A 23044-nucleotide genomic window follows, 5' to 3' on the forward strand; every position below is an offset into this window, starting at 1 on the left:
GCCCTACTGCGGCCCCAGCTTGCGGAAGTCCCAGGAGACGATCTTCTCCGGGGTCAGCCGTGCCCAGGCGTGGCGGCCGTCGTGCGGCATCTCGTCCAGGCCGAAGTTCTTCCGTGCGAACAGCGTCTCCGGCGTGTCGAGTTCGGCGCACAGCTCCCCGGTGCGCGGCGCCTCGCCCACGAACTCCACCCGGCCGGACAGCTCGACGCCGCGCAACTGGTCGTACTCCTCGCCCGAGTCGACCACGACGGCCACCCGCGGGTCGCGCCGCAGCTGTGTCCAGCGCCTGCTGCGCACCACCGAGTACAGCCACAGCGAGGTGCCGTCCCAGGCGAACCACAACGCGCTGACGTGCGGAGTGCCGTCCGCCGAGACGGTCGCGACCCGGCAGGTGCGCTGACTGGTGAGGAACTCGTCCAGCTCGCCGGGCGTCATCATGATCTTCCGGCCCCGGCGCTGCTGAGTGACGGTCATACGGCCCCCTCTTCTCCCACGTCGTGTCAGAGAACTATCGTGTCCTGGTGATCCTCTGACATCACGTCAGAAAAGAGAACGGGTCGGCTGCGATACGGCCCGGTTCCGAACGGGTCGTCTTCCAAGGGGGCGCGCTATGCCGTCGTACGCACAGCTCAGCGAACTCCTCGACCCGGTGAGCACCGTCCTGCTCACCGTGGAGTGCCAGCAGGGGGTCGTCGGCCCGGACAGCGCCCTGCCCGAACTCGCCCGCGAGGCCCGCTCCTCCGGTGCGCTGCGCAACGTGGCCCGGCTGGTCGCCGCCGCCCACGAGACGGGTGTGCAGGTCGTCCACGCGATCGCCGAGCGCCGCCCGGACGGCCGGGGCGCGAGCCGCAACGCCCGGCTGTTCCGGGCCGCGGAACGACTGCCCGTGCAGCAGTTGTCGGGCACCACCGCGGTCCGTGTCGCGCCGCCCATCGAGGTGACCGAGGAGGACTTCGTCGCACGGCGGCTGCACGGCCTGTCCCCGATCCACGGCACCGGCGTCGACGCCCTGCTGCGCAACCTCGGCTGCCGCACGCTGGTCGTCACCGGTGTCTCCGCCAACGTGGCGATACCCAACGCGGTGTTCGACGCGGTCAATCTGGGCCACACCGCCGTCGTACCGGCCGACGCCATCGCGGGGGTGCCCGCCGACTACACCCCCGCGATGATCCGGCACACCCTCGCGCTGGTCGCCACGGTCTCGACCACCGACGAGGTGCTCGCCTGCCTCAAACGTCCGCGCGGGCGCGCGTGAGACGGCTCAGGCCAGCTTGATCTCGTCGCCGGAGACGGTGATCTTCGCCGCGGGCAGCGGCTGGGTGGCGGGACCCTTCTTCACGCTGCCGTCCTCGGCGGAGAAGTGGCTGTTGTGGCACGGGCACACGATCACGCCGTTCGCCACGCTGCCCACGGCACACCCCTGGTGGGTGCACTTGGACGAGAACGCCTTGTACTGGCCCGCCGCCGGCTGGGTCACCACGACACCCTGGTCCTTGAAGACCTTGCCGCCGCCCTCGGGGATGTCGGAGGTCTTGGCGAGGGCGGTGCCGCCGGCGGAGCCGCCGCTGCTCTGCGAGGAGCCGGTGGAACCGGTGGAGCCGCCGGTCCCGGAGGAACCGGACCCGGTGTTCGCCGTGTCCGACGAGTTGTCGCCCGAACCGCAGGCGGTCAGCGCGGCGGCGAGCCCCGCCGCTCCGGCCGCCGCCACGACGGTACGGCGGGCGGGTCCGGCATGGGGCTGGGGCGATGCGCTGGTCATGTGGAGTTCCCTTCCGCGGAGCTTCTCGTGATCCGTCCAGGGGTACGGCGCCCGGGCGCCACCCGTTCAGACGGGCACCCAGATCCTTGCCGTCCGGGCATGAGACGGCCGTAAGCCGCAGCTGTGGGCCTGCTGTCGGCGGCACCCCAGTAACCTGGGGCGATGCTCAAGGAAGTCACCGCGACCCGGTACGTCACGCCCCTCCGCGAGGGGGGGCTCGCTGCCGGGGCTCGTCGAGGCGGACGACTTCGGGGCCTACGTCCTGAAGTTCACCGGCGCCGGACAGGGCCGCAAGACACTGGTCGCCGAGGTGGTGTGCGGCGAGCTCGCCCGCCGCCTCGGATTCCGGATGCCCCGGCTGGTCACCGTCCGGCTGGATCCGGTGCTCGGTCTCGGCGAACCCGAACAGCAGGTGCAGGACCTGCTCAGGTCCAGCGGCGGCACCAACCTCGGCATGGACTTCCTCTCCGGCGCCCTCGGCTACGACCCGCTCGCCTTCCCGGTGAGCCCCGAGGAGGCCGGCCGGATCGTCTGGTTCGACGCGCTGATCAACAACGTGGACCGGTCCTGGCGCAATCCGAATCTCCTGGTGCACCGCGGCGAGCTGTGGCTCATCGACCACGGCGCGACCATGATCTGGCACCACAACTGGCGCTCCGCCGAGGCCTCCGCGGCCCGCCCCTACGACGCCTCCGACCACGCCCTCGCCCGCTTCGCCCCGGACGTCGCCGCGGCCGCGGCCGAGCTGGCACCCCGGGTCACCGCGGATCTGCTCGCCGAGGTCACCGCCGAGATCCCCGACGCCTGGCTCACCGACGAGCCCGGCTTCGACACCCCGGACGACCTGCGCCGGGCCTATGCCGGGCCGCTGCTCGCGCGGGCCGGGGGCGTCCACGAACGCATCACCGGCATCGAGGGGGGGACCAAGTGAGCGAGACCCACATCCACATGGCCGGCCATGTCACCGAGCGGCACATCACCCGGGCGGGCCAGGGCGGCGACCGGGACGTGTTCGAGTACGCGCTGCTGCGGGTCGTACCGCGCGTGGAGCGCGGCGAGTGCATCAACGCGGGCGTCGTCGTCTACAGCCGCGCGCGAGGCTACGTCGGCGCCCGCACCCACCTGGACGAGGCCCGGCTGCTCGCCCTGGACCCGGAGGCGGACGTGGCCGGGATCCGGGCGGTGCTCGGCGCGGTCGAGCGGCACTGCGCGGGTGGTGCGGAGGCCGGGCAGGCGGCCGGGGACGACGCCGGGCGCCGCTTCCGCTGGCTGATCGCGCCCCGCTCCACGGTCGTCCAGCCCGGTCCCGTGCACACCGGCCTGACCACCGACCCGGCGGGCGAGACGGAGCGGTTGCTGGACCTCTTGGTGAGGTAATGGATCACACGCACCCGGTGTGCCGTTGACACCGGGTGCCAGGGCTTCTAGCGTCACGTGTACTGAAGGTACTAAGCGGTCGCTCACCGCGCGTGAGGGGCCCACTTCCAAGGGCCCCGACAGGTTCTCTCAAGGGCGAGGAGAAACAGCAATGTCCACCACTGAACAGCGGGTCGCGGTAGTCACCGGGGCGGCGCGCGGCATCGGCGCCGCCACCGCCGTACGGCTGGCCGCCGAGGGTCGTGCGGTCGCCGTGATCGACCTGGACGAGGCCGCCTGCAAGGACACCGTCGAGAAGATCACCGCCGCCGGCGGCAAGGCGATCGCGGTCGGCGCAGACGTGTCCGACGAGGCGCAGGTCGAGGCGGCCGTCGCCCGGATCGTCGAGGAACTGGGCGCCCCCACGATCCTGGTCAACAACGCGGGCGTACTGCGCGACAACCTGCTGTTCAAGATGAGCGTCTCCGACTGGGACACCGTCATGAACGTCCACCTGCGCGGCTCCTTCCTGATGACAAAGGCCGTGCAGAAGCACATGGTCGACGCGGGCTTCGGCCGGATCGTCAACCTCTCCTCCTCCTCGGCGCTCGGCAACCGCGGCCAGGTCAACTACTCCGCCGCCAAGGCGGGCCTGCAGGGCTTCACCAAGACCCTCGCCATCGAACTGGGCAAGTTCGGCATCACCGCCAACGCCGTCGCCCCCGGCTTCATCGCCACCGAGATGACCAAGGCGACCGCCGACCGCATGAAGATGGACTTCGAGGACTTCAAGAAGGTCGCCGCAGGCACGATCCCGGTACAGCGCGTCGGCGAGCCCGAGGACATCGCCAACGCCATCGCCTTCTTCACCGGCGAGGCGGCCGGCTTCGTCTCCGGCCAGGTGCTGTACGTCGCCGGCGGACCGCTCAACTAAGGGATACGGGTACATGACTTCCGCTGAACTCCCCGAGCTCTCGGGCAAGGTCGCCCTCGTCACGGGCGCCAGCCGCGGCATCGGCTACGGCGTCGCCGAGGCACTCGTCGCCCGCGGCGACCGCGTGTGCATCACCGGCCGCAACGAGGACGCGCTGAAGGAGGCCGTCGACAAGCTCGGCTCGGACCGGGTCATCGGCGTCGCCGGCAAGGCGCACGACCTGGCCCACCAGACCGAGGCCGTCGAGCGCACCATGGAGGCCTTCGGCCGCCTGGACTTCCTGGTCAACAACGCCGGCACCAACCCGGTCTTCGGACCGATCGCCGACCTCGACCTGGACGTGGCCCGCAAGGTCTTCGAGACCAACGTGATCTCCGCGCTCGGCTTCGCCCAGAAGACCTGGCACGCCTGGCAGAAGGACAACGGCGGCGCGATCGTCAACATCGCCTCGATCGCGGGCCTCGCGCCCTCGCCGTTCATCGGCGCCTACGGCATCAGCAAGGCCGCGATGATCAACCTGACCCAGCAGCTGGCGCACGAGTTCGCGCCCAAGGTGCGGGTCAACGCGATCGCCCCCGGCGTGATCAAGACCAAGTTCGCGCAGGCCCTGTACGAGGGCCGCGAGGCGGAGGCCGCCGCCTCCTACCCGCTGGGCCGGCTCGGTGTGCCGTCCGACATCGGCGGGGCCGCCGCCTTCCTCACCTCCGGGCAGTCCGACTGGGTCACCGGTCAGACGCTCGTCGTGGACGGCGGAATCTTCCTCAACGCCGGCGTGGGCTGAGCCACCTTCCGGGCGTCGATTTTCGGACGGATCGGCGCCCGGAACCCCTTGAGGAATCCGCACAGCGGACTGACAACGTCGTCATCGCGAAGTCGATCAAGAAGCCCGGATTCAGGGGAGGTTCAGGCGACAGAACGCTGCGGTATGGTCTGCCGACCCTTGGTATGGCAGATCGAGGAGCGTGCGCGTGTTCAACCGGAACCGATTCCTGCGGAGAGTCGCGGCGATCGCGTCCATGTCCCTGGTGACCGGCTGCGGCCTGCTGTCCGACGGCGGCGGCGACGGCAAGGGCCCCATCGTCGTCGGTACCACCAGCGCCCCCAGCACGCTGGACCCCGCCGGTGCCTGGGACGGGTCCTGGGAGCTGTACCGGAACATCTTCCAGACGCTGGTCGCCTACCCCAGCGGTGCCACCGCCCCCCAGCCCGACGCCGCCGAGAGCTGCTCCTTCACCGACTCCGCCAGCCGCACCTACCGCTGCACGCTGCGCGCGGGCATGAAGTTCGCCGACGGCGACCCGCTGAATGCCCAGGCCGTCAAGTTCTCCATCGACCGCATCCGCACGATCGACGCCCCCGGCGGGCCCGCCGGTCTGCTCGGCAGCCTGGACCGGGTGCAGGTGACCGGCGACCGCGAGATCGTCTTCCAGCTCAACCAGCCCGACGCGACCTTCCCGTTCGTGCTGGCCACGCCCGCCATGTCGATCGTCGACCCGAAGGACTACCCCGCGCGCTCCCTGCGCAAGGACGACGACGTCGACGGCTCCGGGCCGTACAAGGTCCAGTCCTACGACGAGGGCAAGCAGGCCGTCCTCGTCGCCAACGGCAACTACCAGGGCTTCGCCAAGCGGCAGAACGACGCGGTGACCATCCGCTACTTCCAGGACTCGGCCGGGATGGTCAAGGCGCTGCGGGACAAGCAGATCGACGTCACCTACCGGGGCCTGGCCGCCGACGACATCCTCGCCCTCCAGCAGCACGCCGACAGCAACCTGCAGCTGGTCGACGGCTCCGGCATCGACATCAGCTACCTGGTGTTCAACCCCAAGGACCCCTGGGCCAAGCAGCCCGCCGTACGCAAGGCCGTCGCCCAGATCGTCGACCGGGGGGCCATCGCCCACAAGGTCTACAAGGACACGGTCGACCCGCTGTACTCGATGGTCCCCAAGGGCCTGACGGGACACGCCACCGGCTTCTTCGACGACTACGGCGACCCGAGCGTGCCCAAGGCCCGCAAGATCCTCTCCGACGCGGGGATCCACCAGAGCGTCCCGCTCACCCTCTGGTACACCACCGACCGCTACGGCTCCGAGACCGCGCTGATGTTCCAGGAGCTGAAGCGGCAGCTGGAGGCCTCCGGGCTGTTCACGGTCACGCTCAAGAGCCGCCCCTGGAAGACCTATGTGGTCGGCTACCAGAAGGGCGAGTACCCGGTGTTCGGCCGCGGCTGGTTCCCGGACTTCCCCGACGCGGACAACTTCATCGCCCCGTTCGTCGGCGAGCACAACGCGCTCGGTACGCCCTACCCGTCCAAGGAGATCACCGACAAGCTGCTGCCCCACTCGCGCGCGGAGAGCGACCGCGCTCAGACGGTCAAGGACATGGAGAACGCCCAGCAGGTCTTCGTGAACGACGCGCGGCTGATCCCGCTGTGGCAGGGCCGGCAGTTCATCGCCGCCAGCGAGGACATCTCCGGCGGCGAACAGGCCCTCGACCCGTCGACGATCATGATGATGTGGGCGCTGCACCGCAAGACCAGCTGGTGAACCGGGCGGAGCTCCCTTCACACGCCGGTTGTCAGTGGTCACCTGTAGGTTCTGAAGCCTGCAAGTGACCGCACGCCGGTAGTTGATCGACATTGTGAGGACGTTGACGTGACCGACATCGCCATGCTGCCCGAGTCCTGGCGCGGGGTTCTGGGCGACGAGCTGCAGCAGCCCTATTTCAAGGAGCTGACCGAGTTCGTCGAGGAGGAGCGGGCGAAGGGTCCGGTCTACCCGCCGCGCGAGGAGGTCTTCGCCGCGCTGGAGGCGACGCCGTACGAGCAGGTCAAGGTCCTCGTCCTGGGCCAGGACCCGTACCACGGCGAGGGCCAGGGCCACGGCCTGTGCTTCTCGGTCCGCCCCGGGGTGAAGACCCCGCCCTCCCTGCGGAACATCTACAAGGAGATGCAGGAGGAGCTGGGCCTGCCGATCCCGGACAACGGCTATCTGATGCCGTGGGCCCAGCAGGGCGTGCTGCTGCTCAACGCGGTCCTCACGGTCCGGGCCGGCGAGGCCAACTCGCACAAGGGCAAGGGCTGGGAGAAGTTCACCGACGCGGTGATCCGCGCGGTGGCCTCCCGCCCCGACCCGGCGGTCTTCGTCCTCTGGGGCAACTACGCGCAGAAGAAGCTGCCGCTGATCGACGAGGAGCGGCACGTGGTGGTCAAGGGCGCGCACCCCTCGCCGCTGTCCGCGAAGAAGTTCTTCGGCTCCCGCCCGTTCACCCGGATCAACGAGGCGATCGCCGCGCAGGGGCATGAGCCGATCGACTGGCACATCCCGAATCTGGGCTGAGGGCAGGCGGCGCCTCGACCCCTGCGGGGGCGCAACTGCCCCCGGGGCGCGGGGCTGCATCACTGTGCGGCTCCGCCGCGATGGGAGTCCCCCCGGGTTCGAGCGAAGCCGAGAACTTGGGGGAGCGACCAGCCCTCCACCGGCCCGCAGCCGACCACCGGCCCACGGCGCAACGGCGCCGCCTGACGAGAAATCCCGGCGGCGCCGTTTAGCGTCAGCACCACACAACGGTCGACAGCCCGGAGGGCACGCGTGGCGGAGCAACAGGAGCAGGCGGCACCGGATGCCCTGCTGACGCGGATCGGTCAGGTCGTCATGCTGCACCACGGCGGCGACCGCGAAGAGGCGCGCAGCCGCTTCCTGAACCTGTGGGCGGAGATTGGCGAGGACGGCGACCCGCTGCACCGGTGCACCCTGGCCCACTATCTGGCCGACACCCAGGAGGACCCCCAGGACGAACTCGCCTGGGATCTCAGGGCGTTGTCGGCGGCGGAGGAGCGGGGCGCCCCGCTGAGTGTGCGGGGCCTCTTCCCGTCCCTGCATCTCAATCTCGCCGCCGACTATGTGAAGCTGGGCCGGGCCGAGGCGGCCCGCAGCCATTTGCACCGGGCGCGCGAAGCCGCCGGCGTTCTGGCGGACGACGGGTACGGCGACGGGGTGTGGGCCGCCATCGGGCGGCTGGAGCTGCGGCTGGGTGAGGGCGCCTGAGGGTCTGCAGGGGCGAGGCGTTCCTGCGGCTCCGGCTCTCGTGGCTTGTCGCGCCCGCGGCGGAGCCGCAGCCGAACACGGCCCCCGCGCCCCTTCGGGGCGCGTTTCAGTGGCCGTAGGTCTGCTCGCAGATCTTCGCCTCCGGGCTGTCTGCTCGCCAGCCGCCGTACTGCCTGCCCAGGGCGCACACGTTCGGGGCCTTGGGGGCCGCGTTCGGCAGGTCAGGGGCGGCGGTGTGCGACTGCCGGGGGCGCATGCGGGGCCGTGACGGCAAGGGCGGGGCCGCCGGGGGGTGATGGACGACCGGGGGTGCCTCCACCATCCGATGCGGCGTGGCCGGCGTGACGGGCCGCGGACGGCGGGACGGCTCCGTCCTCTCCAGTGCCTCCTGGGCCGGCGCCTGCACCGCCCGCGGCTCCGCGGTGCCGTCCGGCCGGGGCGCCGTCGGCAGTGAGGGCGCCGTGTCCCGGGGCGGCGCGGGGCGCGGTACCGTCACACAGCCGGAGAGGGCCGAGACGGCCACGGTGACCAGGAGCGCTGCGGCGGTCGTCGTTCGATGCACCCGCGCAACTCTGCTGGTTCGGCGCCCGGGTTGGCAGCAGGGAGCCGAGGTCGGTCCCCCCGCACGGGTGATCTCGTGCCCCGTACGGAGGGGTTCCGGGGACCGGGGCTGACGTTCAGTCGCCGGTGGCGCCGTCGATCCGCTCGCGGATCAGGTCGGCGTGGCCGTTGTGCCGGGCGTACTCCTCGATCATGTGGGTGTAGATCCAGCGCAGGCTGAACGGCTCGTCGCCGAACCTGCTCTTTCCCTTGGACAGAGCGTCGAGCTCGAAGCCTGCCGCGTTGCGCCGCGCGATCTCGATCTCCGCCTGCCAGGTCGCGTACGCCTCCTGCCAGGTGTCGGCCTCGGTGAGATGGAACTCTCCGTCCCGGTCCTCCTCCGTGCAGTAGATCGGGCCGGGCTCGTCGCCCACGAGCACCTTGCGGAACCAGCCCCGTTCCACCTCCGCCATGTGCCGCACCAGGCCCATGAGGGACAGCTCGGAGGGCGGCACGGACGCGGTCCGCAGCTGCTCGTCGGTCAGTCCCTCGCACTTCCAGGCCAGCGTCCGGCGGTGGTAGTCCAGCCAGCCCTCCAGCATGGCGCGTTCACCGGCGTTCAGGGCGGGTTCTCGGCGTTCGGTCGTCATGCCCGTGATCCTCGCCGAAGATCACCCCTTCCACCAGGGGGTTTTCACCGGCCCAGCAGCCCCGCGAGCAGTTCCCGCAGGCTCGTGCGGATCTCCTCCAGGCCCGGTTCCTCGGCGCTGAACGAACCCGCCGCGCACGAGAACATCAGCCCGTCCGCCCAGGCGGCCAGGGACAGTACATGGCGGGCCGGGTCCGGGGAGCCCACCGCGCTGAGCATCGCGGCCAGTTGCTCCTTGAAGACGGCACCGGTCCGGTCGTAGAACGCGCGCAGCTCGGGGCGGCGGGTGGCCTCCAGGGCGAGTTCGTAGCGGGCGATCAGCAGCTCGCGGCCCCGGGTCAGGGAGCGGTGCACGGCCAGGGCCAGCCCGTCGGCCAGCGCGTCGGGTCCGCCGCTCGGATCCGGCATCTCGGCCAGGTCCAGCACCCGGGCCTCGCGCTCGGCGTGCCGACGTACCGCCAGTTCCAGCAGGGCCTGCCGGGTGCGCGCCACGTTCGACGTCGAGCCCAGCGGCAGCCCCGCCGCCTCGTCCACCGCCCGGTGCGTCAGCCCGCGCATCCCGCGCTCGGCGAGCAGGGCCAGGGCGGCGTCGGCGACGAGATCGGCACGAGGGGCGCCGGGGGTGCGTACGGACATGAGGTGACCCTATCTGTCTCACTACGGCTGTAGTAGAGTCGCTGTCACTACAGGTGTAGTCTGCAGGTCTCGGGAGGAGCCATGGTTCAGTCGGCGCGCGCGATCGTCATCGGCGGCGGCATCGGAGGTCTGGCCGCGGCGGCGGCCCTGCACCGCAGCGGCCGGCACGTGACCGTGCTGGAGCGGGCCCGCTCCCTGGAACCGGTCGGCGCGGCCATCTCGCTCGCCCCGAACGCCCTGCGCGCCCTGGACGTGCTCGGCATCGGCGAGGAGATCCGGGATCTGGCCGCCTGGCAGGGCGACGGCGGACTGCGCACCCCGAGCGGGCGGTGGCTGTCCCGGTCCAGCGCCGAGGCGGCCGCCGCCCGCTTCGGCGGCCCGCTGGTCCTGCTGCCCCGCGCGACCCTGGTCGACCGCCTCGCCGGCCTCCTCCCGCCCGGTGCCGTCCGCACCGCGGCCGCCGCGCGTCTCGCCGACCCCGGCGACGGCCGGCGGCCCGCCCGGGTGGGCGTCGGCGACGACGAGCTGGAGGCCGAGCTGGTCGTCGGCGCGGACGGCATCAACTCCCGTGTCCGCGGCGCCCTGTTCCCGGAGCACCCCGGCCCGGTGTACGCGGGGTTCACCACGTGGCGGGTGCTCATCCCGGTGCCCGGCGTGAAGTTCGCCTCGCACGAGACCTGGGGCCGGGGCCGGATCTGGGGCACCCACCCGGTCAAGGACGGCCGCGTCTACGCCTACGCGGCGGCCATGACCCCGGCCGGCGGGCGGGCGCCCGACGACGAGAAGTCCGAACTCCTGCGCCTGTTCGGCGACTGGCACGACCCCATCCCCGCCGTGCTCGCCGCCGCCCGCCCCGAGGACGTGCTCCGGCACGACGTCCACCACATCGCCACGCCCCTGCCCGCCTACCACCTGGGCCGGGCGGCCCTGCTCGGCGACGCCGCCCACGCCATGCCGCCGACCCTCGGCCAGGGCGGCAACCAGGCCATCGAGGACGCCGTCGTGCTCGCGCACCACTGCCCCGACCTGGCCGCCTACTCCGCCGCCCGGCTGCCGCGCACCACCGCGATCGCCCGCCGGGCCGTCAAGGCCGCCCGCGTGAACATGGCCGCCAACCCCGTCGCCGTCGCCGTACGCGACACCGTGATCGCGGCCGTGTCCCAGGCCCGACCCGCGCTCCTCCTGCGCGGCTTCGACGACATCGCCGGCTGGCGGCCCCCGTATGCTGCCGGAGAGGCAATCGAGCGGTAGGGGAGAGCACGTGAAGGTCGGCTGCATCGGACTCGGGGACATCGCGCAGAAGGCGTACCTGCCGGTGCTGGCCATGCAACCGGGCGTCGACCTGCACCTCCAGACCAGGACGCCCGCCACCCTCGACCGGGTCGCGGACAGCCTGCACCTGCCGGCCGGCCGCCGGCACACCACGCTGGACTCCCTGCTCGCCGCCGGGCTGGACGCGGCTTTCGTCCACGCGCCGACCGCCGTCCACCCCGAGATCGTCGGCCGGCTGCTCGAGGCGGGCGTGGCGACGTACGTGGACAAGCCGCTCGCCTACGAACTCGCCGACTCCGAGCGGCTGGTGGGCCTCGCCGAGGAACGCGGGGTCTCCCTCTTCGTGGGCTTCAACCGCCGGTACGCGCCCGGGTACGCGCAGTGTCTGGAGCACCCGCGCGAGCTGATCCTCATGCAGAAGAACCGGATCGGGCTGCCCGAGGAACCGCGCTCGATGATCCTGGACGACTTCATCCACGTCGTCGACACCCTGCGGTTCCTGGTGCCGGGCCCGGTCGACGACGTCACCGTCCGCGCCCGCGTCGAGTACGGGCTGCTGCATCACGTGGTGCTCCAGCTCGCCGGGGACGGCTTCACCGCGCTCGGCGTGATGAACCGGCTCAGCGGCTCCAGCGAGGAGATCCTGGAGGTCTCCGGGCAGGACACCAAGCGTCAGGTGCTCAACCTCGCCGAGGTCATCGACCACAAGGGCCAGCCGACCGTGCGCCGCCGCGGCGACTGGGTGCCGGTGGCCCGGCAGCGCGGCATCGAGCAGGCGGTACTCGCGTTCCTCGACGCCGTGCGCGTGGGGAAGGTGCTCAGCGCCCGGGACGCGCTGGCGACCCATGAGCTGTGCGAGCGGGTGGTACGAGCGGTTCGGGACCGTTCCGCCGCAGCCTGAGCGTCCGCAGGCTCTCGGTGACGCACAGCGCCGCCAGCACCAGCAGCGCGCCGTGCACCGGCCAGTCGCCGTAGCGGACGTACGGCGTGATGCCGTGCGCGAGCGGTACGTCGTACACGCGGGCGGCGCTCGCGTCGGTGCCGAGCCACGGACCGAGCCGCTGCCCGCCCGGACCGTACACGGCCGAGACGCCGGTGAGGGTGGCGTGCACCATCGGGCGGCCGGTCTCGGCGGCCCTGATCGCGGCCAGCGAAGCATGCTGCTCCGGCGCCCAGCTGCCCTGGAAGGTGGAAGTGGCGGACTGTCCGAGCAGGACATCGGCGCCGTCCTCCGCCAGATGCCGGCTCATGTCGGGGAACGCGGTCTCGAAGCAGATCAGCGGGCCGATCCGCAGCCCGTGCCCGACGTTCATCACGACCTGCTCGGTGCCGCGCCCGCGGTCCTCGCCGGCCGCCTTGCCCACCGAGGTTGCCCAGCCGAGCAGCGAGCGGGCCGGTATGTACTCGCCGAAGGGCACGAGCCGCATCTTGTCGTACCGCTGGCCGGTCGGGCCGTCCGGACCGACCAGCACCGAACTCTTGTAGATCCCGGGCCGGTCGGAGCGGCGGGCGTCCACGTTCACCAGCACGTCCGCCCCGGTCGCGCGGGACAGCGCGGCGATCCGCCGGGCCAGGTCGGGCCGGTCGCTCAGGTCGTACCCGACACTGGACTCGCCCCACACGACCAGGTCGACGTCCTGCCCGACGAGCCGCCGGGTCAGCTGCTCCTCGCGGTCGAAGCGCTTTCCGGCGCTGTCGTGCCCGTCCACGATCCCGGGCTGTACGACGGCGATCCGCACCCGCCCGTCGACCTCCGGGTGCGGTGCCCAGGCCCACACGGCCGAGGTCGCGGCGGCCGTGGCGACCAGCGAGGCCACGGCCGGGACGCGGGCCTCGCGCACGGATGTCAGCAGGGTCACCGCCACGTTGACGGCCACCACCAGAAAGCTCAGCAGCCACACGCCGCCGACCGAGGCCAGCCGCAGCGCAGGCGACACCTGCCACTGGCTGGCGCCCAGCATGCCCCACGGGCCGCCCAGTCCCTGCCAGGACCGCACCAGCTCCACCATCAGCCAGCCGGACGGCAGCACCAGCACCGCGGCGGCGCCCCGGCCCGGCGTCGGCTGCTCGCCCAGGAAACGGCGCACCAGCCAGCCCCAGGGCGCCCACAGGAGGCCCAGCAGGGCGGCTATCAGGAAGATGAACACGTGCAGACTCGGCAGCAGCCAGTGGTGCACGGCCACCAGGAACCCGAAGCCGCCGCTCCAGCCGTCGTACGCCGCGCGGCGCCCGCTCGGCGCCGAACGGGCCAGCAGGATCCAGGGGACCAGGGCGACGTACGCGAACCACCACAGCGCCGGCGCGGGGAAGGCGAGCACGGGCAGCGCACCCGCGAGGGCCGCGGCACAGGAGCGGCGCCAGGGGGAGGTGAGCCAGCGGTCGATCGTCCTCATGGGGCCCTCCCTACCCTGCGCCTACTCCAGTGTGCGCGTCCGAGGGGATCTAGGACAGGGGGCGTGGGGGTCGTTCAGATCTTCATCCGCGCTCGCGGGTTCCGAGTGGTGCGAGGCCGTCGAAGACGATGGCCAGCATCCGCTGCCGTACCTCCTCCTCGAGGCGGGCGTGCGCGGCGGCTCGGGAAGTGCAGACGAGCAAGGCGTACACCTCGGGCAGTTCGGCGTCGTCCCGGACGGCGCCGGCGCGTTGGGCACGCTGAAGCAGGGCGCCGACGGCCCGGCGCAGTCCGTCCGATGCCCGAGCGGCGTCGCCGCCGTTCTCGCCACCGGCCTCGAGCAGGGCCTCGGATATGGCGATCTTGCCGGCCGCGTCGGCGACGAGGTGGCTGAAGAAGTCGAAGAACGCCGTTCCCGGGTCCGTGGCGTGAAACAGCGTTTCTGCCTGCGCGCGCAGGCGGTCGAACCGCTGCACGAGAACGGCCTCCAGCAGCGCCGCCTTGGTGGGGAAGTGACGGAAGACCGTGGCGATGCCGACGCCCGCCAGGCGGGCCACCTCCTCGGTGGACGCGGACCGGCCACCCTTGCCGAAGACCTCCTCGGCGACGTTCAGGATCCGCTCGCGGTTGGTTCGCGCGTCAGCGCGTTGCGGCCGCCTGCCGCCCGTCTCTCGGTTGTCCGGGGTGCTCATCGCGCTTTCACTCGTCCACCGCTATCCGAAGTCACGACTCCGTATACTCGGAGTCCGCACTTCGGATAGTAGTTCGATGCCGCTGCATGCCGGTGCCGACGACGGGAGAGTGTCGTGACGCAAGTCCTCAGCCCCCGGGAAGTCTTCCTCGCGCTCGTGAACGGTGTCGCGGAGGGCCGCTGGAAGGAACTGCCCGATCTGTACGCGGAGCAGACCCTTGTCGTGCATCCGTTCGACCCGCTTCGCGCCGCCGCCCTCCGCACCCGCGACGAACTGCGCGAACACTTCAGGCCGACCGACTCCGGGCCCCGGCTGCACCGTCGGGCAACCAACATCACGATCCACGAGACGACCGACCCCGAGGTCATCGTCGCCGAGTTCGAGTACCGGGGAACGGTCGAGGAGACCGGAGAACCCTTCGTGCTGCCCGGCATCTTCGTGCTGCGAGTGCGCGCCGGTGAGATCATCAGCTCCCGCGACTATTTCGACCATGTCACCGTCGCCCGGGTCCGCGGGCGACTCGACACACTTGTCGCCGCCGTGCGGGCCGGCGGAGCCGCCTCGGCCTAGAGTGGGTGCCGATCGGGATCTTCAGTGGACCGGGCCGGGCTCGCCTCGGCTGAAAGACGGCGCCATTTCTCCTCCACGGTCACCTGGTGCAGACGCCAGCCCTCCCGGGTGCGCAGGAGCGCGAAGTCGTACCGGCCACCGCATACCAGGTCCGGAGCCGTAGGGCTGCCGTTGGTCGCGAAGCGCATCGGGTTGAGGTAGTCGGCCCGCACGGAGGCGGTGTCGCCGGTGTCGTGCTCCAGGAAGCCGAACCGCACCTGGCGGTTGACGATCAGATGCTGCCGCATGGCGAACAGCGCCAGGCTCTCGGCGAGCCATCCGGCGATCTGACCCGCGTCGCCCTCGATGCCGCCGGCCGAACGGTAGTCGGCGCGTCCGTTCGCCGTGAACAGCATTCGGTACGCGGTCCAGTCGCCGTCGTCGACCGCCACCGCGTACGCGGTGATCAACTCGTCCACGGCCAGCCGGTCCATCACGGTCGCGAGCTCAGCGCGCTGCGTCATCGGCACAGTGTTGGGCATGCCGGGCGCTGAGCCAAGAGGCGCGCCGGGACAATCGGTGGTGCGGCCGAATTCGGTGGTGCGTGGCGGGCCGGAGCCCCGAATCTGTCGCCGTGCACGATCAACCCTCCGGGCCCGAACGGAAGTTCCGCATCCGGGCCGGGTAAGGCACGAGAGGTCCACGAGAGAAGTGTCAACCCAGTTGGGTGAACCTGCCGAAATGTGGATCATGGCTGTGTGACGAAGTGGACGGAGAACGAACCCTCGGCCGGGCAGCCAAGCCCTGAGCCGGAGCTTTCCGCGTACCAGCAGGCGATGCGGGAAAGGCTGCTCGCGGCCCCGGTGGTACCGGCGCCCGAGCCCTGGCGGCGCAGCGCGTACGCCCCGGTCGGCGGGCTTCTCGGAATCGGCTTCGCCGTGCACCCCGGCACCGGCCAGGACTTGGTGATGGTCGTCTCGAGCGACGGTCACGGTCTCTTCGACGCCGTCACGGGGGAGAAGGTCGCCCGGGATCGTGACCCCGCCCCGGAGGACAGCGGCCCCGACGCGGATCCCGCTCTGTCGTGTCCTGGACTGGGACCAGTCGCCGGAAGCAGGGTGCGCGTCGCCGGGCTCTTCGGGGGAGGGCTGCACACCACCACCGAAGACGGCTGGAACCTGGAGGTCGTTGCCCCGGCCTGGCCCAACGAGCGTGTCCTGCTCTCCCGCGGCAGCGGACTGCCGCACTCCGGTCCGTACGGGGAGCGCTGGTGGCACATCTTCCACTCCCACTACTCCGAACTCCGCGCCGCTGGGTTCTCCCCCTCCGGCCAGACCCTTGCCGTAGCGACGAGCAGCGATCTGTCCCTGTGGACTCGCGGCGCCGGCCCCGGCGGCACTGGTAGCGACTGAACGGTCGGGTGCCTGGAGACGAGCGTGGGTGGCCGCGGCACGGCGGCACTCCGTCAGTCGAGCGCCACGACCGGGCGAACGCCGTCATCACCGTCGGCCGGCGCAGCCGCATGGGGCCCTTGCGCGGGCTGATCGACCTCGGGCTGATCGACCTCGGACCGCTCACCCTCGGACCGCTCACCCTCGGACCGCTCACCCTCGGACCGCTCATCCTCGGACTACTCGACGTCGATGCCGAAATCCTGGACGAGGCCTTCCAGGCCGCCCGTGTAGCCCTTGCCGCCCAGGACGAAGTCCCAGTCGCCGTTCGACCTGCGGCGGAACGAGCCGAGCACCAGGGCGGTCTCGCCCGGCCGCCCGTCGGAGACCTGCAGTCGTCCCAACTCGGCCAGCGACGGGTCGAGCAGCCGGATGCAGGCGTCCGTGAAGCCGGAGAGATCGGCGTTCGGGTCGGCCTCCGGGTCGATGGCGGCCACGAGCGCCAGTCGATCAGCGTCATGGGGCAGCCCGTCGAAGGAGACGCAGATTGCGGCCTTGTCGGGTGGAGTGGCAGGGAGCGCACGGACAGAGCCGTCCGGAGTCTGTGGGTTGTTGTAGAAGACGAAATGATCGTCGCTGAGGACGCGGTTGCCGCGGCAGACGAGAGCGCACACGTCCAAGGAGACAGTTCCGGTCCAGGACATGCCCAGGACGTTGTAGTCGGCGGGCAGGCGAGTGTCCACGACCGTCGGCGTCTGCTGCGCCGCGCCACGACGGGCGCCATCTCCCAAGCGGCCACGCAGTCCATGACGATGCAGCAGGTCGACGAGTTCGGTTCCCGAGATCAGCTCCAGCGGCTTGCCGTTGGCGAAGGTGTGTGAGCCAGGGCCGAACTTCGATGTCGTCACGAGGACACCCTTGTTGGCGCCGGTGTCCTGAACGGTCCCGTACAAGTCACGCACAGCGGTGGGCGGCACCGTGTTCCGGTAGCGCTTCACCTGTACGACTATCTTGCCGCCGCGGATCGGCGTCGGATCCAGTGCGTCGACGTCCACTCCGCCGTCGTTCGAGCGTTGCGTGGTGACCGCCTGCATCCCCATGGCGCGGAAGAGATCGGCAACCAGGTTCTCGAAGGCGATGGGGTCCATGCCGTACAGGTCGGGTTCCTCGTCGCCGCCCTGCGTGACGACACGACTGCCGACCTCCTGGGGTCGGCGGCTCGGCCGCACCGGCGTGAGTTGGTCGGGGCGAGCCGAGAGCTGCCCGCGCAGGGCATCGGCCAGGCAGCTGCCGGCGTCCACCTGTGCCAGGTGCAGGTCGCGGAATGTCGCGCGTGGAGCCATCACCGTTGCCAGGTAGATGTGGCCCGGTCGGCCCGTCGTGGGGTCATGCCCGTCCACGAACCCGTTCAGGCTCACCGACTCGAGCGCGCCCAGCTCGTCCGCGGCGAAGAGTTCGTGCAGGACGAGCAGCATGCACTGTGCCAGGACCTCCCGGTACAGGGCCCGACGCTGACCTACCGGGCGGGGAGTCTCCTTGTCCTGGTCCGCGCCGGACATGTATCGAACAGACTTGACGTCGGGTACGACGCCGTAGGCGGGCAGCTCCCAGTCCAGCACCAACTGTCCGGCTGCCGGGTCATAGGCTGCCGCGATCTGACGTGGGAAGCCCTCCGGCCACGCGGTCGAGGCGTAGAGAGCGGCCGAGAAGTACTCGACCACAGAAGCGGGGTCGTGGCGTCTGACGCCTTCGGTCAGCTCGACCACGCCGGCGTTGTACCGCCGCACCTCGGCCAGCCGGGCATCGGCCCATTCCCGGTACTCCCGTTGGTACGACGCCAGCTGTTGCTGCCGCTGCGCCTCCGCTGCCTGGGCCGCATGCCAGTCACGCTCGAAGCGCGCCCTGGCCTCCGCCTGAGCCTGAGCGCGGCGACCGGTGGTCCACCCCCGGTCCGTTTGGTAATGATCGAAGTTCGGCATGGGTACGGGCTGCGCCAGTGGCCCCGGAGCGAAGGGCTCGATCTCTTCGGGGCGCATGAGAGAGGAAGCCCTGAACGCCGGAGCCCGGCAGCCCGAGGCGAGAAGGTCTTGCAGCGCCGCGACCTGCGCGTCCAGTTCCTCCGTACGACGGAGCGCCTCCGCCTGCCTGTGCTCGCGGTAACTCTGGGCTGCTTGCCGTTGATACGCACGGGCCTGCTGTGCTTCCTGTCTCTGTCGTCTGGCTTCGGCCTCCCTCTGGCGCTGCTGCTGCCTCTGCATCTCAGCCCAGACGCCGACCAAGCTGTTGGAGCGACGACTCATGTGTCTGCTGGCCCTCCCCAAGGCGCTCTGGTTGTCCCCACAACCAGTTGTGACGGAACGACTTTATCCAGCGACGGCCGGCTCGCACATCCACCCGGCAAGACCACCGCCGGCAGAAAGGACCGTGAGCGCGGCTCGACCTGGATCGCGCAGGCGGCAGCGGGCCGTCGGCCGGGTCAGGCAGCCTTGATGACCTCGTCGCGGATCGCCTCGGCCCACTCGACCACCAACAGCTCGTACTCCGCGCGTTCCTGGGCCGACAGGGTGCCGCCCGCACGCAGCCACAGCGCCCGGATCTGCTCGTTCACCTCGGCGGCAGACCGCACGGAACCAGGGGGCGGGACATCGGGGGACATGCGGACAGCCTAGGGGTAAGCACTGACACTGCGCTACCGTCCCGCTACCCAGAAGGTATGCGGTTGGTCACCGTCACCGTCACCGTCAGGGAAATGTGTACGGCGGGGAGTTCGAGGAAGCTCGCGTCCCCGCCGGGGTCGCCGCCGGTCACCCGGTCGAGCGGGCGGACCGCGGCGCGGTCCGTGGTGTTGACCGGTCCCGGCGTCGCCGCTTACGTTGCAGCAGAGGAGAAAGCGCTTGCTGCATTGCTTGCCGTATTGCTTCCCCACTGTCGGCCCGCGCGCCCGCCGAACCGGAGGAGTGCTGATCCCGCCCATGCCACCCTCTCCGCTCCTGCCCAGGCCCGACCGTCCTCGTCCGACACCTCCGTTCGGCGGCCGGCGCATCCGGGCCGCGGTCATCGGCACCGGCGCCATCGGGCGCGGTTCCCATCTGCCCGCGCTGGCCCAACTCGCGCGGGAGGGCGAGACGGAGGTCGTCGCCGCCGTCGACATCGACCAGGACGCCGTCGAGGCCTTCTGCGCCGGGACGGGCATCCCGCACGCCTGCACCGACCTCGACCGGATGCTGGCCGAGCAGCGGCCGGACCTGGTCAGCATCTGCACCCCGCCCACCCTGCACCGCGCGCAGACGGTGGCCGCGCTGCGCGCCGGGGCCTGGGTGTGGTGCGAGAAGCCGCCGGTGCCCTCGCTCGCCGACTTCGACGCGATCGAGGCGGCGGAGGGCGCGGACGGCGGGCCGTACGCGGCGATCGTCTTCCAGCACCGGTTCGGCTCCGGATCCCGGCACGTGCGCCGGCTGCTCGCCGAAGGCGCTCTCGGGCGGCCTCTGGTGGCGCACTGTCAGACCACCTGGTACCGGGACACCGCCTACTACGCCGCGCCCTGGCGGGGCCGCTGGCACAGCGAGGGCGGCGGACCGGCCATGGGCCACGGCATCCACCAGATGGACCTGCTGCTGGACCTGCTCGGACCGTGGAGCGAGGTGCGGGCCATGGCCGGGCGGCTGGTGCACGACGTCGAGACGGAGGACGTCTCCACCGCGCTGGTCCGCTTCGAGGGCGGCGCCCTCGCGACGGTCGTCAACAGCGTGCTGAGCCCCGACGAGGTCAGCCGCATCCGCATCGACTGCGAGCGCGCGACCGTCGAACTGACCCACCTCTACGGGCACGCCAACGACGACTGGCGCATCACTCCGGCCCCGGACGTACCCGCCGAACTGGCCGATCAATGGCGCGACTTCGGCGCGGACGTGCCCAGCTCGCACCTGGCCCAACTGCGCGAACTGGTCGCGAGCATGCGCTCGGGTGAGCGGCCGCGCAGCAGCGGCGCGGACGGGCGCAGGAGCCTGGAGCTGATCACGGCCCTGTACAAGTCGAACCCCCGGGAAGAGGGCTCGACGGCCGTCTACCGCACGCGCGAGGCGGCCGAGGAGGTCGTCGCCGGTGACCCGTTCGTCCTGCACGGAGGGGTGAAGGCCTGGCACATCCGTGCTTGGAACGAGGCCCTCACCGCGCCCTGAGTCTCACGCCGCCGTCGGACCGGTGCGCGTCCAGCCCGGCGCCTGCGGACGGGCCGTGAGGTCCTCGTGGCGGACCTCCTCGCCGCAGGCGCGGCAGGTGACGACCGGCACCAGTTCATTGCCGCAGATGTGCTCGACGGCCATGGGCAGGTCGGCGCCCTTGCGGATGTGGCGGTCGCCCCACTCCTTGAGCGTCATCAGGACCGGCTCCAGCTCCAGGCCGGCCTGTGTGGCCCGGTACTCGAAGCGCTGCGGGCGCTCGCTGTAGACGCGCTTGGTGAGGATCCCCGCGTCCACGAGCCGGCGCAGCCGGGCGGCCAGGATGTCGCGCGGGGCGCCGATGTTGCGCACGAGCTGGTCGAAGCGGCCGTTGCCCAGGCACACCTCGCGCAGGACGAGCAGGGAGTACTTCTCGCCGACCAGCGCGAGGGCGTCGGCGATGGAGCAGGGGCGCGGGTCTTTCGTGGCGGCCATGAGGGCCAGTCTAGTGGAGAGTTTGATTTTCAAACCTGGCGCGCTATGGTGAGTTTGGATTTCCTACTCACTGGTAGCTGTCGTAGCCCGCCGCCCGGCCCGCTGCGGACAGCCAGGCGGCCAAGGAGGCCCCCGCCATGCGCGACGCAGTGATCGTCGAAGCCGTACGCACCCCCATCGGCAAGGGCAAGCCGAACGGCTCCCTCGCCCACGTCCATCCCGTGCAGCTGCTCGCCCACACCCTGCGCGCCCTGGTCGAGCGCTCCGGCGTCGACCCCGCGCTGATCGACGACGTCATCGGCGGCACCGTCGACCAGGTCGGCGAGCAGGCCATGAACACCACCCGGTACGCGGTCCTCGCCGCCGGCTTCCCCGAGACGGTCCCGGCGACCACCGTGGACCGCCAGTGCGGCTCCTCCCAGCAGGCCGTGCACTTCGCCGCGCAGGGCGTGATGTCCGGGGCGTACGACCTGGTGGTCGCCTGCGGTGTGGAGTCGATGAGCCGGGTGCCGATGTGGTCCAACGTGCCTGCCGGCAAGGACCCGTTCGGTCCCGGTGTCGCCGAGCGCTACCCCGAGGGCCTGGTCCCGCAGGGCATCAGCGCGGAACTGATCGCCGCCAAGTGGTCCCTCACGCGCGCCCGGATGGACGAGTTCGCCGTCTCCTCGCACCACAAGGCCGCCGCGGCCTGGGACAAGGGTCTGTTCGACGCCGAGATCGCGCCGCTGGACGGCGTCGCCCGCGACGAGTGCGTCCGCCCCGGCAGCACCACGGAGATCCTCGCCGGCCTCAAGCCCGCCTACCACGACCCCGGCTTCGCCGAGCGATTCCCGCAGATCGAGTGGAACGTGACGGCGGGCAACGCCAGCCCCGTCAACGACGGCGCCTCCGCCGTCCTGATCACCTCCAGCGACACCGCGGCCCGCCTCGGCCTGCGCCCCCTCGCCCGCCTGCACAGCTTCGCCGTCACCGGCTCCGATCCGCTGCTGATGCTGACGGGCGTCATCCCGGCCACGGAGAAGGTGCTGCACAAGGCGGGGCTGGGGGTGGCCGACATCGACCTCTTCGAGGTCAACGAGGCGTTCTCCAGCGTGGTGCTGGCCTGGCAGCAGGAGACCGGCGCCGATCTGGCCAAGGTCAATGTGCACGGCGGCGCGATCGCCCTGGGCCACCCGCTCGGCGCCAGCGGCACCCGGCTGACCACCACCCTGATCCACGCCATGCGCGAGCGCGGTGCCCGCTACGCCCTGCAGACCATGTGCGAGGCGGGCGGCCTGGCCAACGCGATGATCCTCGAGGGTGTCTGACCGGTGACCCTCACCGGCCGCGCAGATGGTGACGCTTGCGCCACGCCACCACCGCGCCCAGCAGCGCCGGTACGGCGATAGCGGCCATCGCGATCAGGAAGGCGGGGGACGTCGGCGCGGCGGCGCGGGCGCCGGCGACCGCGTAGGCGGCGGTGTTCGGGATCGAGCCGACGGCCGTGGCCAGCAGAAACGGCCACCAGCGCATCCGGGAGACGGCCGCGCAGTAGTTCGCGGCCCAGAACGGCACGCCCGGGAAGAGCCGGGCGGCCAGCATGGACCGGAACCCGTGCCGGCTCAGCTGCCCGTCGGCCGCCTTCAGCCAGCGGCCCCGCAGCAGCGGGCGCAGCGCGTCCTGCCCGAGCACCCGGCCGAGCCCGAACGCCACGCCCGCCCCGAGCACCGTCCCCGCCAGCGCCGTCACCAGGCCCAGCTGCGAGCCGAACAGCGCGCCCGCCGCCAGGTTGAGCAAGGGCCGCGGCACGAACGCCACGGTGCACAGCCCGTACGCCACGCCGAAGACCGCGGCCGCCGCGGCCCCGCCCAGCTGCGGTGGCCAGCCGTGCGTCAGCAGCCGCTGCGGTTCGAAGGCCAGCACGCCCGCGGCGGCACCGGCGAGCAGGGCGAGCAGCAGCGACAGCCGGGCATACGGATGCGCCAGTGCCCGCGCACACCGGCCGGCGAACCCGGCGCGGGGCAGCGGTGACACGGGTGCGACGAGCCCCGTGGCGGCGGCCCGGGGAGAGGCCGTGGCGGTGCCAGAGCGGTTGGCATCGAGCATCCGGTGACATTAACCGACGAACGCGTGTGATCGCCGTCAGGTGTGCCGCACCGAGCGGGTCCGGGCACCTCGGGCGCCCGGACCCATGAAC

The 23044-nt window shown here is 71.4% G+C and carries 25 protein-coding genes and 1 pseudogene; 14 read left to right on the forward strand and 12 right to left on the reverse strand.

The genetic code is table 11. The features are described 5' to 3' along the window. Positions 1-3: 3 nt before the first annotated feature. On the reverse strand, positions 4-474 hold the full coding sequence (locus tag LMU33_RS02520; protein ID WP_228616947.1) for a pyridoxamine 5'-phosphate oxidase family protein: 471 nt from the start codon (positions 472-474) through the stop codon (positions 4-6). A 136-nt stretch (positions 475-610) separates the two neighbouring features. Here LMU33_RS02520 and LMU33_RS02525 point away from each other — a divergent pair, with 136 nt between their 5' ends. Further along, positions 611-1255 carry a cysteine hydrolase family protein gene (locus tag LMU33_RS02525; RefSeq protein ID WP_228616949.1) on the forward strand — a complete coding sequence of 215 codons (645 nt, stop codon included), beginning with the start codon at positions 611-613 and terminating at the stop codon, positions 1253-1255. Between the two features lie 6 nt (positions 1256-1261). Here LMU33_RS02525 and LMU33_RS02530 read toward each other — a convergent pair whose 3' ends face one another. Continuing rightward, complete coding sequence (locus LMU33_RS02530; RefSeq protein WP_228616951.1) at positions 1262-1759, reverse strand: Rieske (2Fe-2S) protein; 498 nt, start codon at positions 1757-1759, stop codon at positions 1262-1264. A 162-nt stretch (positions 1760-1921) separates the two neighbouring features. Between LMU33_RS02530 and LMU33_RS02535 the strand changes: the two are divergent. The 7 genes and pseudogenes from LMU33_RS02535 (at position 1922) to LMU33_RS02565 (ending at position 8095) form a co-directional block, all read left to right on the forward strand. Beyond that, positions 1922-2690, forward strand: a pseudogene (locus LMU33_RS02535) (HipA family kinase). Further along, a complete protein-coding gene (locus LMU33_RS02540) occupies positions 2687-3136 on the forward strand; it encodes a DUF3037 domain-containing protein (RefSeq protein ID WP_228616953.1) in 450 nt (149 codons plus the stop codon). The pseudogene LMU33_RS02535 and the gene LMU33_RS02540 overlap by 4 nt, the downstream one beginning before the upstream one ends. 151 nt (positions 3137-3287) lie before the next feature. Further along, positions 3288-4049: a 3-oxoacyl-ACP reductase FabG gene (fabG, locus tag LMU33_RS02545; protein ID WP_228616954.1), complete on the forward strand. Its 762-nt coding sequence runs from the start codon at positions 3288-3290 to the stop codon at positions 4047-4049. 13 nt (positions 4050-4062) lie between these two features. Further along, on the forward strand, positions 4063-4830 hold the full coding sequence (locus tag LMU33_RS02550; RefSeq protein ID WP_228616956.1) for an SDR family oxidoreductase: 768 nt from the start codon (positions 4063-4065) through the stop codon (positions 4828-4830). A gap of 187 nt (positions 4831-5017) precedes the next feature. Next, positions 5018-6595 carry an ABC transporter substrate-binding protein gene (locus tag LMU33_RS02555; RefSeq protein ID WP_228616958.1) on the forward strand — a complete coding sequence of 526 codons (1578 nt, stop codon included), beginning with the start codon at positions 5018-5020 and terminating at the stop codon, positions 6593-6595. Between the two features lie 108 nt (positions 6596-6703). Beyond that, complete coding sequence (locus LMU33_RS02560; protein ID WP_228616960.1) at positions 6704-7387, forward strand: uracil-DNA glycosylase; 684 nt, start codon at positions 6704-6706, stop codon at positions 7385-7387. Between the two features lie 252 nt (positions 7388-7639). Next, the gene (locus LMU33_RS02565; RefSeq protein ID WP_228616962.1) at positions 7640-8095 is read left to right on the forward strand and encodes a hypothetical protein; all 456 of its coding nucleotides are present in this window, start codon (positions 7640-7642) and stop codon (positions 8093-8095) included. A gap of 106 nt (positions 8096-8201) precedes the next feature. Here the strand turns inward: LMU33_RS02565 and LMU33_RS02570 are convergent, their stop codons facing one another. The 3 genes from LMU33_RS02570 to LMU33_RS02580 all read right to left on the reverse strand — a co-directional run bounded on the left by LMU33_RS02570 (position 8202) and on the right by LMU33_RS02580 (position 9920). Continuing rightward, a complete protein-coding gene (locus LMU33_RS02570) occupies positions 8202-8657 on the reverse strand; it encodes a hypothetical protein (RefSeq protein ID WP_228616964.1) in 456 nt (151 codons plus the stop codon). A 115-nt stretch (positions 8658-8772) separates the two neighbouring features. After that, complete coding sequence (locus LMU33_RS02575) at positions 8773-9285, reverse strand: DinB family protein (protein WP_228616966.1); 513 nt, start codon at positions 9283-9285, stop codon at positions 8773-8775. Positions 9286-9329: 44 nt separating this feature from the next. Next, positions 9330-9920, reverse strand: a complete 591-nt coding sequence (locus tag LMU33_RS02580) for a TetR/AcrR family transcriptional regulator (protein ID WP_228616968.1) — start codon at positions 9918-9920, stop codon at positions 9330-9332. 81 nt (positions 9921-10001) lie between these two features. Here LMU33_RS02580 and LMU33_RS02585 point away from each other — a divergent pair, with 81 nt between their 5' ends. Both LMU33_RS02585 and LMU33_RS02590 read left to right on the forward strand, forming a co-directional pair. Then, complete coding sequence (locus tag LMU33_RS02585) at positions 10002-11171, forward strand: FAD-dependent monooxygenase (RefSeq protein WP_228616969.1); 1170 nt, start codon at positions 10002-10004, stop codon at positions 11169-11171. A 10-nt stretch (positions 11172-11181) separates the two neighbouring features. Further along, complete coding sequence (locus LMU33_RS02590) at positions 11182-12093, forward strand: Gfo/Idh/MocA family protein (protein WP_228616971.1); 912 nt, start codon at positions 11182-11184, stop codon at positions 12091-12093. Here the strand turns inward: LMU33_RS02590 and lnt are convergent. Together lnt and LMU33_RS02600 are read right to left on the reverse strand one after the other, a co-directional pair. Further along, a complete protein-coding gene (gene lnt, locus LMU33_RS02595) occupies positions 12011-13585 on the reverse strand; it encodes an apolipoprotein N-acyltransferase (RefSeq protein WP_228616973.1) in 1575 nt (524 codons plus the stop codon). The genes LMU33_RS02590 and lnt overlap by 83 nt on opposite strands. Positions 13586-13667: 82 nt before the next feature. Next, entirely contained in the window at positions 13668-14276 is a 609-nt protein-coding gene (locus LMU33_RS02600) for a TetR/AcrR family transcriptional regulator (RefSeq protein ID WP_228616975.1), read from the reverse strand. Positions 14277-14390: 114 nt separating this feature from the next. Here LMU33_RS02600 and LMU33_RS02605 point away from each other — a divergent pair, with 114 nt between their 5' ends. Then, positions 14391-14846: a nuclear transport factor 2 family protein gene (locus LMU33_RS02605; protein ID WP_228616977.1), complete on the forward strand. Its 456-nt coding sequence runs from the start codon at positions 14391-14393 to the stop codon at positions 14844-14846. Here the strand turns inward: LMU33_RS02605 and LMU33_RS02610 are convergent. Next, on the reverse strand, positions 14843-15349 hold the full coding sequence (locus LMU33_RS02610; protein WP_228616979.1) for a nuclear transport factor 2 family protein: 507 nt from the start codon (positions 15347-15349) through the stop codon (positions 14843-14845). The two genes, LMU33_RS02605 and LMU33_RS02610, sit on opposite strands and share 4 nt — an antisense overlap. A gap of 312 nt (positions 15350-15661) precedes the next feature. On the opposite strand from LMU33_RS02610, the gene LMU33_RS02615 reads away from it, so the two are divergent. Next, complete coding sequence (locus tag LMU33_RS02615) at positions 15662-16237, forward strand: hypothetical protein (RefSeq protein ID WP_228617609.1); 576 nt, start codon at positions 15662-15664, stop codon at positions 16235-16237. A 218-nt stretch (positions 16238-16455) separates the two neighbouring features. On the opposite strand, the gene LMU33_RS02620 is transcribed toward LMU33_RS02615, so the two are convergent. Beyond that, complete coding sequence (locus LMU33_RS02620) at positions 16456-18516, reverse strand: restriction endonuclease (RefSeq protein ID WP_228616981.1); 2061 nt, start codon at positions 18514-18516, stop codon at positions 16456-16458. Between the two features lie 176 nt (positions 18517-18692). Then, positions 18693-18872 carry a hypothetical protein gene (locus LMU33_RS02625; RefSeq protein ID WP_228616983.1) on the reverse strand — a complete coding sequence of 60 codons (180 nt, stop codon included), beginning with the start codon at positions 18870-18872 and terminating at the stop codon, positions 18693-18695. 316 nt (positions 18873-19188) lie between these two features. On the opposite strand from LMU33_RS02625, the gene LMU33_RS02630 reads away from it, so the two are divergent. Next, a complete protein-coding gene (locus LMU33_RS02630) occupies positions 19189-20394 on the forward strand; it encodes a Gfo/Idh/MocA family protein (protein WP_228616985.1) in 1206 nt (401 codons plus the stop codon). 3 nt (positions 20395-20397) lie between these two features. Here the strand turns inward: LMU33_RS02630 and LMU33_RS02635 are convergent, their stop codons facing one another. Further along, on the reverse strand, positions 20398-20868 hold the full coding sequence (locus LMU33_RS02635; RefSeq protein WP_228616987.1) for a winged helix-turn-helix transcriptional regulator: 471 nt from the start codon (positions 20866-20868) through the stop codon (positions 20398-20400). Positions 20869-21005: 137 nt separating this feature from the next. Here LMU33_RS02635 and LMU33_RS02640 point away from each other — a divergent pair, with 137 nt between their 5' ends. Continuing rightward, positions 21006-22175 carry a thiolase family protein gene (locus LMU33_RS02640; protein WP_228616989.1) on the forward strand — a complete coding sequence of 390 codons (1170 nt, stop codon included), beginning with the start codon at positions 21006-21008 and terminating at the stop codon, positions 22173-22175. A gap of 10 nt (positions 22176-22185) precedes the next feature. Here LMU33_RS02640 and LMU33_RS02645 read toward each other — a convergent pair whose 3' ends face one another. After that, positions 22186-22953, reverse strand: a complete 768-nt coding sequence (locus LMU33_RS02645) for a TVP38/TMEM64 family protein (RefSeq protein ID WP_228616991.1) — start codon at positions 22951-22953, stop codon at positions 22186-22188. Positions 22954-23044 lie beyond the last annotated feature (91 nt).

Origin of the sequence: Streptomyces barringtoniae (genome assembly GCF_020819595.1) — a bacterium.
Lineage (GTDB): Bacteria > Actinomycetota > Actinomycetes > Streptomycetales > Streptomycetaceae > Streptomyces > Streptomyces barringtoniae.